At 64.5% G+C, this 14,820-nt stretch carries 9 protein-coding genes; 5 read left to right on the top strand and 4 right to left on the bottom strand.

Features of this window, described 5'->3' with window-relative positions; genetic code table 11:
- Positions 1-41 precede the first annotated feature (41 nt).
- A complete protein-coding gene (locus FA94_RS35660) occupies positions 42-653 on the top strand; it encodes a flavin reductase family protein (protein WP_035560928.1) in 612 nt (203 codons plus the stop codon).
- A gap of 190 nt (positions 654-843) precedes the next feature.
- Complete coding sequence (locus FA94_RS35665) at positions 844-1,278, top strand: cupin domain-containing protein (RefSeq protein WP_035560930.1); 435 nt, start codon at positions 844-846, stop codon at positions 1,276-1,278.
- A gap of 22 nt (positions 1,279-1,300) precedes the next feature.
- Here the strand turns inward: FA94_RS35665 and FA94_RS35670 are convergent, their stop codons facing one another.
- Positions 1,301-2,686: a polyhydroxyalkanoate depolymerase gene (locus FA94_RS35670; protein WP_035560932.1), complete on the bottom strand. Its 1,386-nt coding sequence runs from the start codon at positions 2,684-2,686 to the stop codon at positions 1,301-1,303.
- A 219-nt stretch (positions 2,687-2,905) separates the two neighbouring features.
- On the opposite strand from FA94_RS35670, the gene FA94_RS35675 reads away from it, so the two are divergent.
- The gene (locus tag FA94_RS35675; protein WP_035560933.1) at positions 2,906-3,559 is read left to right on the top strand and encodes a glutathione S-transferase family protein; all 654 of its coding nucleotides are present in this window, start codon (positions 2,906-2,908) and stop codon (positions 3,557-3,559) included.
- 13 nt (positions 3,560-3,572) lie between these two features.
- Here the strand turns inward: FA94_RS35675 and FA94_RS35680 are convergent, their stop codons facing one another.
- The 3 genes from FA94_RS35680 to FA94_RS35690 form a co-directional block, all read right to left on the bottom strand.
- Positions 3,573-5,546, bottom strand: a complete 1,974-nt coding sequence (locus FA94_RS35680; RefSeq protein WP_035560936.1) for a methyl-accepting chemotaxis protein — start codon at positions 5,544-5,546, stop codon at positions 3,573-3,575.
- 165 nt (positions 5,547-5,711) lie between these two features.
- Positions 5,712-8,351 carry a heavy metal translocating P-type ATPase gene (locus FA94_RS35685; protein WP_035560939.1) on the bottom strand — a complete coding sequence of 880 codons (2,640 nt, stop codon included), beginning with the start codon at positions 8,349-8,351 and terminating at the stop codon, positions 5,712-5,714.
- A gap of 108 nt (positions 8,352-8,459) precedes the next feature.
- Positions 8,460-9,101, bottom strand: coding sequence for an FMN-binding negative transcriptional regulator (locus FA94_RS35690; RefSeq protein ID WP_035560944.1), 642 nt, complete (start codon positions 9,099-9,101; stop codon positions 8,460-8,462).
- A gap of 289 nt (positions 9,102-9,390) precedes the next feature.
- Here FA94_RS35690 and FA94_RS35695 point away from each other — a divergent pair, with 289 nt between their 5' ends.
- Entirely contained in the window at positions 9,391-10,809 is a 1,419-nt protein-coding gene (locus FA94_RS35695) for a DUF1254 domain-containing protein (RefSeq protein ID WP_035560947.1), read from the top strand.
- 214 nt (positions 10,810-11,023) lie between these two features.
- Positions 11,024-14,818, top strand: coding sequence for a DUF748 domain-containing protein (locus FA94_RS35700; protein WP_035560949.1), 3,795 nt, complete (start codon positions 11,024-11,026; stop codon positions 14,816-14,818).
- Positions 14,819-14,820 lie beyond the last annotated feature (2 nt).

The raw sequence follows: 14,820 nt of genomic DNA on the forward strand, positions 1-14,820 counted from the left end.
AAATACCCCTCCGCGCCCCCGCAAAACCTCCAGCCCAACCCATGTCCCACTACTTCTACAACCCTGCCACCGGCCACGGCCTCCCGCACGACCCGTTCAAAGCCATCGTCGCGCCGCGCCTGATCGGCTGGATCGCTTCACGCGACACAGAAGGCACCCTGAACCTCGCCCCGTACAGCTTCTTCGGCGCGTTCGCCACCTTCCCGCCGATCATCGGTTTCTGCAGCGAAGGCCGCAAAGACAGCATCGCCAACATCGAAGCCACCGGCGAATTCGTCTGGAACCTCGCGAGCAAACCGCTCGCCGAACAGATGAACCGCTCATCCGCTCCGGTCGCGCCGCATATCGACGAGTTCGAACTCGCTGGGCTCACTGCCGCGCCGGGCCGCAATGTGAGCGTGCCGCACGTCGCCGAATCGCCGGCCGCGCTCGAATGCAAGTTGCTGCAAGTGGTGCGTCTGCATACGCTCGACGGCACGCCGATGGACAACTATCTGTCGCTCGGCCAGGTGGTCGGTGTCCACATCAACGAGGCTTATCTGAAAGACGGTCTGTTCGACACGCACGCCGCGCAGCCGATCATGCGCGCGGGCTATCGCGCGGACTACGCGGAAATCGGCGACATGTTCCAGATGTTCCGCCCGACCGCATAAAACCGCCAAAGCGTTTTCACGCAGACCGCGCCGCGCAGCACATCGAAAGTCAAAAGCAAAAAGCGCGGCGCTCACCCCATCGCCTCAACCCAACGCAAACCCATCCGCGCAAACTGGCCCGCTTGATGCTTGCAACCGACGCTCCAACGCGTCGTTTTCAACTGCCGGCTCACTCTCCAGGAGCGCGATCATGTCCACCGAATTCGCCACGCAGTTCAGCCACATCCGTCCGCAAGACACGTCCTACGAGGATCAGGGTCTTCGCGACTTTTTTCTCTACCGAGATTTAGGCATTGCACAGGCGACCGGCGGCAAGGTCCTCGCGCAACTCGTCAAGGCGAATCACGCACCAGAGCAAGGCACCGGCTGGCACCGTCATGAGGCCGATTTCCACATTGTGATCATGCTGAAGGGCTGGGCGCGCTTCATGTACGGTGACAAGGAGACGCTCGTCGCCGCCGGCGATTGCGTGCATCAGGCGCCGGGGATCGTCCACTATCTGTTCGATTACTCGGAGGATATGGAGTACATCGAGATCGTGTCGCCGGCGGATTTCAAATCGATCGACGCCGACGGTCCGTGCGAGGTGCCGGCCGTCAAGCCATGGAAGAGCGTCGCGGCTTAAGCCGCGACGTTTTAGCTTTAAGTTAAGCCGAGCCGCCGCCGCCCACGCGGCCGGCCGCCACCGACACATCCACCACCGCCGCCGCAACCGGCGCCGCCGCCGTCACCTCGGCCGCTGTGGCCGCCGGCACTGACACCGGCTGAATCGTTCGCGCCTTCGAACTCACCAGCACCGCGCGCGGCTCGTTGTCGTAAATCACGGCCCGCACGCGCGGATAAATCTGCCGCTCCCAGCGATGCCCGTTGAACACGCCGTAATGCCCCACGCCGGTCTGCACATGATGCGTCTTCAGATAAGGCCGTAACTTGTCGCACATATCCTGCGCGGCGAGCGTTTGCCCGACCGCGCAGATATCGTCCTTTTCCCCCTCAACGGTCAGCAACGCGGTGCGACGAATCTTCGACGGCTCCACGAGACGTCCCGCCACCTCGAGCTCATGCAACGGCAACGCATGCCGCTGAAAAACCGTATCGACGGTCTCCAGATAGAAATCGGCGGTGAGGTCCATCGTCGCGAAATACTCTTCGTAGAAGGTGTGAATCGTGTCGGCCTTCGTTGGATCGCCTTTCGCGCGCTCGTAATACATCGTCTCGAACGAGTCGAGATGACGGCCGAGGTTCATCGACATGAACGCGGTCAACTGCATGAAGCCCGGATACACGCGCCGCTGCGCGCCCGCGAAACCGAACGGCACCGCGCTGATCAGGTTCTTCTCGAACCATTCGAGCGGTTTGCTTTTGGCCAGCTCGTTGACGCGCGTCGGGTTGATGCGCGTATCGAGCGGACCGGCCATCAGCGTCATGCTGGCCGGCTGCGCGGGATGATCGTCGGCGGCCATCAGCGCGACCGCCGACAGCGCGGCAACGGTCGGCTGGCACACCGCCAGCAGATGCGCGCCGGGGCCGATCGTCTCCGTAAAGTCGATCACGTGCTGCACGTATTCGTCGAAGCCGAAGCGGCCTTCGCTCAGCGGCACATCGCGCGGGTTGTGCCAGTCGGTGATATAGACGTCGTGTTCTGCCAGCATGGTGCGCACGGTGCCGCGCAACAGCGTCGCGAAGTGGCCCGACATCGGCGCGATCACCAGCACGCGCGGTTGCGGCGTCGAGAGCGTGGTGTCCTTGCGGAAATGCAGCAGCGAACAGAACGGCGTGTGCGCGGCAACCTCTTCGACGATCGCCACCGGTTTGCCTTCCGTCACCACACTGTCAATGCCGAACGGCGGCCGCACGGGAGTCAGCCCGGCTAGCGTCACCAACTCGCAGGCCGCTCGCATCGAACGTCCGTGCGGCGTTTCACCGAACGCGGGCCATGCGTCGAGCGAATGACTCATCAGGGCCGCGCTATGCCGCATCGGCAGCATCATGTCGGCGAAGGCCTGGTATGTGGGATATGCGAACAGGTTCATAACCTTCGCACGAGTGCTGAAGAGGATGGAACCCACATAGAGGCAAGTCATGTGCCAATCATGCAAGCGCACACGTGCAACCGCCGCTGCACATTGGCATAGCATTTGCGCTGTTCAGGGCAACGGGCCGAAATTGCCGCGCTTTGGTGCGCGCGCGCACGGCAACGTGCATACAGCGCGTCAAGCGCCAGCCGAACGCGTCATCTGGAGGAGAATCGTATGGCGAATACCACGCTCACCATCAGCAGCAAGAACTATTCGTCGTGGTCGTTGCGCGGCTGGCTGCTGACGCGCTTCAGCGGTCTGCCGTTCGACGAGATCGTGATGCCGATCGACGACCCCGCGGCGCGCGCCGAATTGCTGCTGCTGTCGCCGTCGATTCTGGTGCCGTGCCTCGTTCACGACGGCATCAAGGTGTGGGACACACTGGCTATCGCGGAGTATCTGAACGAGTTGAAACCGGAAGCGGCGTTGTTGCCGAAAGACATTCGCGCGCGTGCACATTGCCGTTCGATTTGCGGCGAGATGCATTCGGGTTTCGGTTCGCTGCGCTCGGCGCTGCCGATGAACCTGAAAGCGCATTTTCCGGGCTTCAAGGTGTGGGCGCGCGCGCAGTCGGATATCGACCGGATCGTGACGATCTGGAGCGACTGCCTGAAGCAGTATGGCGGCCCGTTTCTGTTCGGCGAGCGCAGCGCGGCGGACGCGATGTACGCGCCCGTCGTGACGCGCTTCGTGACCTACGACGTCAAGCTCGATCCGGAGATCGTCGACTACGGGCAGCGGATCATGGCGCTGCCCGAGATGCAGGCGTGGATTGCCGACGCGCAGCAGGAAGTGGAAGAGATCGACGAACTGGACGTCGAGTTTTAACGACCGCTAGTGCTCAATCGCGTCCGCTTTCCAGCTTGAACACACTCACCACCTGCGCAAGCCGCGCGGCCTGATCGCGCAATTCGGCCGCCGCGAGTTCCGCTTCGCCGACGATCGTCGCATTCTGCTGGGTCGCCTCGCCGATCTGCGTCACGGCGAGATTGACCTGCTCGATGCCACCCGATTGCTCGCGCGACGCGACGCTGATTTCGCCCATGATCGCGCGCACCTGGCCGACTTGTTGGACGATGCCCTGCATCGTCGAGCTGGCTTCCTCGGCGATCTTGAACCCGCCGCGCACGGTCGCCGATGAAGTCGCAATCAAACTCTCGATCTCCTTCACCGAGGCCGCGCTGCGTTGCGCCAGCGCGCGCACTTCCGACGCCACCACCGCGAAGCCCTTGCCGTGTTCGCCCGCCCGCGCGGCTTCCACGGCGGCGTTCAACGCGAGGATATTGGTCTGGAACGCGATGCCTTCGATCACCGTGGTGATTTCGGCGATTTTCTGCGACGAGCGGCTGATCTCGCCCATAGTCGACACCACGCGTTCCACGGCGCGGCCGCCTTCGAGCGCCGCCTCGGCCGCGCGCGTAACGAGCGTGTTGGCTTGCGCCGCGTGGTCGGCGTTCTGCTGCACGGTCGACGTGATCTGCTCCATGCTGGCCGCCGTTTCTTCGAGGCTGCTCGCCTGGGTGGCGATCCGCGCGGCGATATTGCCGCTGCCGGTGGCGATCTTTTCCGTGCCCTGCGACATACCTGCCGACGCGTTGCGTACTTGCGAAACGATGCGCGCGAGCCCTTCGCCGATGCCGTCGATCGATTGCATCAGACGGCCGATTTCGTCGGCGCGGGCGTTGCCGCCCTGGGCTACGCGCACACTCAGATCGCCTGAGGCGAAGCGTTCGGACGCTTTGGCCGCTTCGGCGAGCGGACGGCTCACCATGCGCCGCACCGCGATCAGGAAGACCACCGCGAACGCGCCGACCAGCACGAAGCCGAGCGCCAGGAACGTGTTGCGGGTCGCGGTGACGTCGGCCATCACTTCGTCACGCGGCGCGACGCCGCCGACCAGCCATTGCCATTCCGGCACCGTGACGAACGAGACGAACTTGTCGCGTGCGTCGCGCTCGCCGAGCGTGGCGTCGGCCGAACGGTACTCGAGCTGGCCTTCCTTCATGTCGAGCATCTGCTGATACGGCGCGTTCGCGTTGTCCGCGCTCTGGCCGGCCGCGGCCGGATGCACGATCAGTTTGCCGCGATCCGCGCCCTTCGACGCGTTCAGCACGAAGTAGTAACCGCTGTCGCCGATCTTCAGGTTGCGGATATCGTCTTCGACCGACTGGATCTGTTTGTCCACGTTCACGCCCACGAACAACGCGCCGATCACGCGGCCGGTTGCGTCGGTGATCGGCCGGTATTGCGTGATCAAACGTTTGCCGAACAGCGCGGCGAGTCCCGTATAGGACTTGTTCGCCAGGATCAGCGCATACGCCGGCGCTTTGCGGTCGAGCAACGTGCCGATGGCGCGCGAACCGTCCTGTTTCTTCAGCGACGTCGTCACGCGTACGAAGTCGTCGCCGCTGCGTGCGAACACGGTGGCCACGGCGCCGCTGCGTTCGAGAAACTGGTCGGGGATCGTGAAGTCCATGTTGAGGACCTTGTCGCCGGCCTTGATGGTCGGGGTCGCGACGCCGCCAATGTCGATTTTCTGGGTGTCGTCGAGCGTATAGCCGGGTGGCAGGAAGCTCGCGAACAGCGACATCGAGCGGTCGACTTCGGCCGACAGCGCCTTGTCGAACAGCGTGATCATCGCGGCGATCGAGCGGTCCCGATCGGCGATACGGTCGAGCACCTGATCGCTGACCTGTTTGCCGGCCGTGCGGGTGAGCGCCCAGGTGAAGGCGGCGAATATCAGCGCCACCAGTACGCACGAGAGAACGGCAAGCCGGGCGCCGACGCTGGCGCGGCGCAAAGAGAGGAATTCCATTGACGATTACGCAGTGAGGAGGACAAGCGAAAGCGCGGGCCCTGCCTAAGCGGGGTCCGCGCGTTGATGTCAGGGTTAACGGCAATGCCGTCCGCTTTCTTTAGGGTTTTTGAAAGCTTTGCGTAATCGATGAGGTGTCCGAGGGACGACCGGCGCGTTTTGCGGTCAGCGTCCCGCAGATCCCGCAGATCCAGGTGCACCGCGCCAGGTGCGCAGCAACAGCGCGTTAGTAACAACGCTGACGCTCGAAAACGCCATCGCCGCGCCGGCCAGCATCGGGTTCAGCAAGCCGAACGCGGCCAGCGGAACCCCGATCAGGTTGTAGACGAACGCCCAGAACAGGTTCTGCTGGATCTTGCGCCAGGTCTTGCGCGAAATGTCGATCGCGTCGGCCACCAGCGCCGGATCGCCGCGCATCAGCGTGATGCCGGCCGCGTGCATGGCGACGTCGGTGCCGGTCGCCATGGCGATGCCGATGTCGGCGGCGGCCAGCGCGGGGGCGTCGTTGATGCCGTCGCCCGCCATCGCCACGATGCCGGCACTGCGGATTTTCAGGTCGCGGATCACGCGGGCTTTGTCGTCGGGCAGGACTTCGGCGTGGAATTCGTCGATGCCCAGCGCTTTGGCGACACTGGCGGCACTGCCACGGTTGTCGCCCGTTACAAGCACGCTTTTGATGCCCATCCCGGCCAGCCGCTCGATGGCCGCGCGCGCCGTCGGTTTGACGGTGTCGCCGAAAGCGATCAGGGCGAGCGCCGCGGGCGCCTGCTCGTCGCGCTGCATCAGCCAGGAGACCGTGTTGCCGGCGGCTTCGAGTTCATGGGCGCGTTCCGTCAACGCCGGCGGTAACGCGATGCCGAGTTCGGTGAGCCAGCGCGTGCTGCCCAGCGCCAAGGTGCGGCCGTCGACATCCGCTTCGACGCCACGACCCGCCACGGCGCTCGCGGCGCTCGCCGTTATTGCCGTACTTGCTGTACTTGCGTTGGGTCGGCTTGCCGACACCGCCTCATACGCCTTGATCACCGCCCGCGCCAGCGGGTGATCGCTATGCCGCTGCACCGCTGCGGCCAGCGCTAACGCTTCGTCATGGCCGATCTCGCCGATCGGCTCGAACGCCGTCACCGATGGTTGGCCTAGCGTCAGCGTGCCGGTTTTATCGAACGCGACGATCGTCACGCGATGCGCGGTTTCCAGCGCTTCGGCGTCTTTGATCAGCACGCCGTGCCGCGCGGCGACGCCGGTGCCGGCCATGATGGCGGCCGGCGTAGCGAGCCCCAGCGCGCACGGGCAGGCGATCACCAGCACGGCGACCGCGTTCAGGATGGCGGTCTCGCCGCCCGCGCCCGCGATCAGCCAGCCCACCAGCGTGAGCGCGGCAATCGCCAGAATCGCCGGCACGAAGATTTCGCTGACCCGGTCCACCAGCCGCTGGATCGGCGCTTTTTCGGCCTGCGCGCTTTCCACCAAGCGGATGATTCGCGCGAGCGTGGTTTCCGCGCCGATCGCGGTGGTGGTCACGGCAATCGCGCCTTCGCCGTTGATCGAGCCGGCGGTGACTTTGTCGGCGGCCTGTTTCGGTACCGGCAGGCTTTCGCCCGTAATCAGCGATTCGTCGATGTGCGTGCGGCCTTCGAGCACCGCGCCGTCCACCGGCACGCGTTCGCCGGGACGCACGATCACGACCGTGCCGACCCGCACTTGCGCGAGCGGCACCTCGCGCTCGTCGGCGCCGACGCGAATGCGCGCGCGATCGGGGCGCAGGGCGTTGAGCGCGCGGATCGCGTCCGTGGTCTGGCGCTTGGCGCGTGCTTCGAGCCACTTGCCGAAGCGCACCAGCGTAATCACGACCGCCGACGCTTCGAAATACAGATGCATCATGTCGCCCGGATGCGTTGCCAGTTCGTAGACGCTGATGCCATACGCGGCCGATGTGCCGAGCGCCACCAGCAAATCCATATTGCCCGCGCCGGCGCGCACGGCGCGAAAGGCGGCGCGATAGAAGCGCGCGCCGAACACGAATTGCACGATCGACGCGAGCGCGAACTGCAGCCACGGCGACAGCATGGCTTGCACGCCGAACCATTCGGCGACCATTGGCACGACGAGCGGCAGGGTCAGCACGGCGGAAACGAGGACGGCGGCCAGTTCTCGGCGGCTTTGGTCGCGTTTGCGGTCGGCGGCGGTGGTGGAGGCGGCAGGGGCTGCGTGATGGCCGTGATCGCCGTAATCCAGACTGCCAGCCTGGCCTGCCTCGGCTGCAAAAGACGGCGCTTCCGGCGGCGCGATCAAGGTGGCCTCGTAGCCGGCTTTCTTGACGGCCGCGATCAGTGCCTCCGCGGCTGGGTCGGACTCAGCGCCGCTCAGGCCGACGGTGGCCGTTTCGGTGGCCAGATTCACCGACGCGCCCGTCACGCCCGCCACCTTCGCCAGTGCTTTCTCGACCCGCATTGCGCAGGAAGCGCAGGTCATGCCGCCGATCGCCAGTTCCGTGGCTTGCGGCGGCCGAGTGACCAACGCGGCGTCCGAGGGCGCGGCATCCTCGGACGGCACCAGCGTCGCTTCGTAGCCCGCTTTGCGCACGGCATTGGCGAGCGTGTCGGGTTCGACGCTGGCGTCGCTCTCGATACGCGCTTTTTCCGTGGCGAGATTCACGGACGCGCGCGTGACGCCCGGCACTTTGGCCAGCGCCTTCTCGACACGCGTGGCGCATGACGCGCACGTCATCCCGCCAATGTCGAGTTCGGCGGTTCGGGCTGGAAAGACGGCGGTGTCCGTGGGGCGCTGCGGATTGGCGAGTTCGGTCATGGTAGGCAAGGCTCATGGCGGCAGGGGGCCGCGTAATGAACCCAGTATCTTCCTTCCCATGATGGGAAGGTCAAGGACGGTTTGCGCGGTGCGGCCGAAAGTCGCCGCTCAAAACGCCGGCGGTGCATCCAGCATGGCTTGCCCGACTGCCTGCTGTTCATCGCTGGAACGCGCCAGCAGCGTTTCGGCCGCGCCGCGGCGGTCGGCGGCGGCCTTGTTCTGGCCGAGTTTCCATTTGCCGACCAGCCGCGTCACTTCGATTTCGATCCCGACGATCGCGCCGAGCATCTGCGCGATAAAGTCGGCGGGCGCGTCGCCCATCTTCCACGGCACCGGCTCGCCGGCTTCCATCTTGCGCGTCAGACGCGCGACCAGACCGCGGACGAACGTTTCGTCGTCGCGTACGACGATCCGGCCGTGCGCATGCACGACCATGTAGTTGTAAGTCGGCACCTGCCGATGCGCGTCGTGCTTGCTCGGATACCAGTTCGGCGAAATATAGGCCGTCGGCCCCTGGAAAATGACGAGCGCGTCGGGATGGCTGGCCACTTCCTGCCAGACCGGATTGGCCCGGGCGACATGCGCCCGCAGGATGGCGCCGCCAGCGGGAGCGACGTCCAGTTCGAACGGCACATGATTCGCATCGAGCCCATTGGGCCCGTTCGTAATCAGCGCGCCGAGCGGCTGCTCGCCAATCAGGCGATGCAGCACCTCGGGTCGGTTCTCTTCGAAATGCGCGGGCATGTACATAAACCACTCCGGATCCACATGGGCGAAAACACCGCCAGACTTCGACACGTGCGACCCGGCAGACAGCGTAAAACAGGCCGAATTTGACGCAATCGCACATGGCGTGTGCATGACAACGCGCTATTCATACCTTTGCGCTTGCCTGGTGAGCAAGGATACGATACAACCCGGTGTTGTCGGCATCGCGCACGGCGGACTGGCTGCGCGGGGTTTGGGGAGACCCCGCCAAAGCAGATCTCGCTGCGCGCCGACGTCTCCCTTAGGACCGCACGTTCCGCCACCTGAACGAATGATAAAAAATCGCCGAGAACTGTTTTCGCTTCACTGGACCTGCGCATCGTTCGCAGGCCTCGCATTTCTGGCCGGTTGCGCGTCGCCGCCTGCCGCAACGCAGAAACCCACGGGCTGGATCAAGGACGAAGTCGCCGACTCGTACGTATTCGGCTACCCGCTGGTGCTGATGGGCGTCGCGCGCGACGCGGCGGTCGGCACCGATCCGGGCCAGGCGCCGCTCAATACGCTGCGCCACGCGCAGGCGTTGCCGCCGGTCGGCGCATCGAACCCGCCGCAGCCGAGCCTCGACACGCTCGACTCGACCGGCTGGCTGGACGTCGGCAGCGAGCCGGTGATCGTTTCGCTGCCCGATTCGCATGGCCGTTACGTCGACGCCCGCGTGCTGGACATGTGGACCAACGTCGTCTGGTCGACCAGTGCGCAATTCACCACCCGCGCGGCCGGCATCAAATCGCAAACGATTGCCTTTGTCGGCCCAGGTTGGCAGGGCGATCTGCCCAAGGGCGTGAAGCGCGTCGACGTGCCGACCCGCAACGCGTGGGTGAGCGTGCGGATTCAGTCGAACGGCACGCGCGACCTGACGGCGGTCCGCAAGTTGCAGCGCGCCATTCGCGTCGCGCCGCTTAGCGTCTATGTGGGCGACACACGCACGGCGACCATTACGCCGCCGCGCAGCAATGCCGCCGACGCGGCCGCGAGCGCATCCGGCACGCCGGCCGCGCAAGTCGCCGCGCTCGACGCCAACGGCTTTTTCACGCGACTCGCGCAAGCCTTGCCCGACAATCCGCCGACTCCGGCCGATCCGCATGCGCTGAAATTCCTCACCGACCTGGGCGTCACGCCGGGCGAGCCGGTCAAGCTGCCGAAGGCGGCCGATGCGATTGCCGCCGGCCTCACCGAAGGTCATGAGCGGGTTGTCACGGCGCCGAGCAATCTCCTGAACGGCAACGGCTGGAACTGGTTCGGCGACGGCGTCGGCAATTACGGTCCCGACTACGCGTTGCGCGCTTATGCCGCGTCCATGCAACCGGGCATCGGCACGAAAGACGACGAAGTGCGCGCGGTCGTCACGCAAGACAGCGACGGCCACGCGCTGAACGGCGCCAATCGCTACGTGATTCACTTTGCGCCGAACCAGTTGCCGCCGGTGCGCGGTTTCTGGTCGATCACCGCCTACACAAAAGACGGTGCGTTGGGTGAAAGCGCGCCGGCCCGTCTGGCGGTCGGTGATCGTAACGGCGCACGCCGCAATCGCGACGGTTCGCTCGACGTGACCGTCTCGTCGGCGCGTAGCAAGAGCGGCAACTGGTTGCCGGCGCCGCGCGCCGATCTGCAACTGGTGCTGCGTTTGTATGCGCCGAAGCCGCAAGCCACCGACGGTAGCTGGCAACCGCCGGCGGTCGTGCGTCAGTGAAATGCGTCGCTGATATGACAGTCGCGCGCGCTTGATGCATCGATTAATTTATGCCCGCCGTTTTACAACGGCGGGCATAAACTTTTAATAGCGTCAGCGATTGTGTAAGCCCCGGCTTACATTTCTATCCCATCCCTGATTCACGACTTATACTGCCGCTTGCGGGATTTTCGTTTTCGCGGCGGGCTTGCCGCCGCACTACCCAAGACCGAGCATGGCAAGCCTCAACAAAGCATCATTAGCCTCCTCCATGCAGACCGTGCGCGACGTCGCGCAGTCGCGCCGTACCCGGCGTGTCCTGACCGGTCTGCTGATCTTCGTCGTATTGTTCGGTCTGCTGGGCTTCTTCGCGGCGCCGCCGCTGATTCGCCATATCGCCGAGCAACAACTCAGCAAGCAGCTCGATCGTCCGGCCACCATCGGCCGGATTGCGCTGAATCCCTATACGCTGCGACTCGAAGCCGACCGCGTGCATATCGGCGATAAAGACGGCGCGGGTGATTTCGTCGATATTTCGCGGCTTATCGTGCAGGCGTCGTGGAGTTCGCTGTTTCGCGCGGCGCCGATCGTCGACGAAGTGCAACTCGATTCGCCGCGTTTTCATATTGTTCGTTATGACGCGCAGCGTTTCAATTTCACCGACCTGATCGAGAAGTTCTCGAAACAGCCGGCCAAACCCGACAGCAAGCCGACGCTGTTCTCCGTGTCGAACATTCGCCTCGAAAACGGCCAGATCACGTTCGACGACAAGCTGCTCGGCGTGACTCATGTGATCGATCAATGGAAGCTCGGCATTCCGTTTATCGCCACGTTGCCTTCGAAAACCGACATCTTCGTCGAGCCGTTGCTGCGCGCGCGGATCGACGGTAGTCCGCTGGCGATCGACGGCAAGACCAAGCCGTTCGCCACGTCGCGTGAATCGGAAGTGTCGCTGCGCTTCGACGGGCTCGATGTGCCGCGGCTCATGTCGTATGTGCCGACCAAACTGCCGGTGATCGTGCAGTCCGGCAAGCTGTCCACCGACCTCAAGCTCAACTTCGTGATCTCGAACGACGCGCCTTCGCTGCGCGTAGCCGGCACCGTCGATATGAACGACGTGGACGTGCGGGATCAAAGCAAGGCGCCGTTCTTCGCGGCCCACGCCGTGCATGTGGCCGCCGCGACACTCGAGCCGTTGAAGAGCCTCTATCACTTCGACGAGATCCGCATCGACGCGCCGAGCGCCGATCTGGCGCGCGATAGAGACGGCGTGTTGAGTGTCGAGCGCATGTTCGCGCCGGCGCCGGCGGCGTCTGGCACGGCCGCTGCGTCCGCACCGGCGATGGCATCGGCTGCTGCATCGGCGGCCAGAACTGCTAGCGCACCGGCCGCCGCATCTGGCGCCGCCGCGACGGAAACGGCTGCGGCTCCGCCGCTGGATCTGGCGATCAAACGCTTCGTGCTGAATGACGGCACCGTGAATGTTCACGACGAAGCGGCTTCGCGGCCCGTCGACGTCGGTCTGCAAAAACTGGCTGTGACGCTGACCGATTTCTCGACACTCGCCACCGCGCCGGCGCATTACACGCTGAATACCGATTTCAAGGACGGCGCCGGTTCGCTCGGCGCGGCAGGCGCGTTCGGCCTCGTCGCGAAGACCGCGAGCGCGAAGCTCGATCTCAAGTCGCTGAAGCTGCCGCTGCTGCAGCCCTATATCGACACCGCAACCGCCGCGCAAGTGACCGACGGCGCGCTGTCCGCCACGGTGAATATCGGCGCGAACTGGTCGAAGGAGCCGGTCGCTGTGATGGTCGCCGACACGCAGCTCGATCTGCAATCGCTGAAGCTGGCGGCGCGCGGCAGCAAGCAGCCGCTCATCGTGCTCGCGCAGGCGCACGTGACGGTCAAGCAGGTGGATGTGGCGGCACGCACCGCCGACATCACGAGCGTCGAGACGACCGGCCTCTCGGTCGACGCGCAACGCCTGAAAGACGGCAGCATCAATCTCACGTCGCTGGCCGGTCCGCATGAAGTCGAGCAGCAGCGCACGGCGATTCACGCGGTCAAGAAGGCGCAGGCGCAAGGGCCCGCGTGGCACTACAAGATCGGCGAACTGAACCTGAAAGACGCGACCGCCAATTTCACCGACAACACCACGCCGCAACCGGTGCGCCTGAGCATCACGCCATTGCAACTCAAGGTGCAGCAGATCAGCGACGACCTGAGCCGTCCGCTGCCGATCGACCTACAGGCCACGCTGAACAAGAGAGGCACGCTCGGCGTGAAGGGCGACGTCACGGCCACGCCGCTCAAGGTCGCGGTCAAGGTGAACGCGAACCGGCTCGACGCGGCGGCGTTCGAACCGTACTTCGGCAGCAAGCTCAATGCGGTGATCGCGAGCGCGTTGCTCAACGCGAACGGCGAACTGGCGCTGAGCCAGACGAAGTCGTTGAAGGCGAACTATCACGGCGACATGGCGCTGGTCGACGTGCGGATGCTCGACAAGGCGACCTCCGACCCGTTCGCGGGCTGGGGCTCGCTCGCGCTGACCAACCTCAAAGCCGATTACGACGAGCGCGGCACGGAAGTGGACGCGGGCAAAGTCACGTTCACGAAGTTCTACGGACGCGTGCTGCTCGACGCGCAAGGCAAGCTCAACCTCAAGGATGTGGTCGCGCATGAAAGCGGCGCGCCCCAGTCGCTGACGCGCGACGAGAGCGGCGCCGAACCGGTGCCGCTGACACCGCAAGCGCCTGCGGTGGCGGCAGCACCGGCGCCGGTTTCGTCGACTACACCCGCCACACCCGCTACCGTGACGGCCGCTACGCCGCCGCAGAGCCCCGTCAAGCTGCACTTCGGTCAACTGGTGCTGCAGCAAGGCCGCGTGACCTATACGGACAATTTCATCAAGCCGAATTTCACGGCGAATCTGGTCGGCATTACAGGCACGATCGGCGCGTTCGGCACACAATCCACGACGGCCGCGCCGGTCGACGTCGCCGCAAAACTGGCGGCCAACGGTCCGCTATCGATTCGCGGGACGGTCAATCCGCTGATCGAGAAACCGGCGCTCGATCTGACGGCGAGCGCGCACGATATCGAGCTGACCAACCTCACGCCATATTCGGCGAAATATGCCGGCTATCCGATCACCAAGGGCAAGCTGAACGTCGATCTGCACTACCAGCTCGCTAACGATCAGTTGAACGCGAACAATCACCTGTTCATCGATCAGCTCACGTTCGGCGACCACGTGCAGAACGATACGGCGACCAAGTTGCCGGTGCGTCTCGCGATCTCGCTGCTGAAGAATTCGCGCGGTGAAATCGACGTGAACCTGCCAGTCTCGGGCTCGTTGTCGAATCCGGAGTTCAGCATTGGCGGCCTGATCTGGCATGCGGTGCTCAATCTGCTGCAGAAGGCGGTGACCGCGCCGTTCTCGCTGATCGCCAACGCGTTCGGCGGCAGCGGCGAGGAATTGGGCTATGTCGAATTCGAGCCGGGCTCCGCGAAACTCACGGACGCCGACAACAAGAAGCTCGACACGATCGTCAAGGCACTGGCCGACAAGACGTCGATCAAGATGGACCTGATCGGCCGCGTCGACCCGGCTGTCGACGAACCCGCGTTGCGCACGCAATACGTGGACCGTCTGGTCAAGCAGCAGAAGATCAAGGACGTGGTGGGCAATGGTGAGAGCGTCGATCTGTCGACGGTCACGGTCGATCCAAAGGATTACGACAAGTATTTGACCCAGGCCTACAAGTCCGCCGACTTCAAGAAGCCGCGCAATTTTGTCGGCCTGACCAAGAGCCTGCCGAACGATGAAATGAAGAGCGCGATTGCCGCCAACGCGCCGATCGACGACGCCAGCCTGCGTCAGCTCGCGCAGCAGCGGGCGCAGAGCGTGCAGCAGTATCTGGACGGCAAGATCGACAGCAGCCGCGTGTTTATCGTTGCGCCGAAGCTGAACGCCGACGGTATCAAGGACAAAGGCGCGACCACACGGGTCGACTTTGGCTTGAAGTAACG

The organism is Burkholderia sp. 9120, from assembly GCF_000745015.1.
GTDB lineage: Bacteria > Pseudomonadota > Gammaproteobacteria > Burkholderiales > Burkholderiaceae > Paraburkholderia.

Bases quoted from the DNA above. Each gene is read 5' to 3' on its own strand.
- FA94_RS35660 (WP_035560928.1), top strand. From the start codon at position 42: ATGTCCCACTACTTCTACAACCCTGCCACCGGCCACGGCCTCCCGCAC.
- FA94_RS35665 (WP_035560930.1), top strand. From the start codon at position 844: ATGTCCACCGAATTCGCCACGCAGTTCAGCCACATCCGTCCGCAAGAC.
- FA94_RS35670 (WP_035560932.1), bottom strand. From the start codon at position 2,686: ATGAACCTGTTCGCATATCCCACATACCAGGCCTTCGCCGACATGATG.
- FA94_RS35675 (WP_035560933.1), top strand. From the start codon at position 2,906: ATGGCGAATACCACGCTCACCATCAGCAGCAAGAACTATTCGTCGTGG.
- FA94_RS35680 (WP_035560936.1), bottom strand. From the start codon at position 5,546: ATGGAATTCCTCTCTTTGCGCCGCGCCAGCGTCGGCGCCCGGCTTGCC.
- FA94_RS35685 (WP_035560939.1), bottom strand. From the start codon at position 8,351: ATGACCGAACTCGCCAATCCGCAGCGCCCCACGGACACCGCCGTCTTT.
- FA94_RS35690 (WP_035560944.1), bottom strand. From the start codon at position 9,101: ATGTACATGCCCGCGCATTTCGAAGAGAACCGACCCGAGGTGCTGCAT.
- FA94_RS35695 (WP_035560947.1), top strand. From the start codon at position 9,391: ATGATAAAAAATCGCCGAGAACTGTTTTCGCTTCACTGGACCTGCGCA.
- FA94_RS35700 (WP_035560949.1), top strand. From the start codon at position 11,024: ATGGCAAGCCTCAACAAAGCATCATTAGCCTCCTCCATGCAGACCGTG.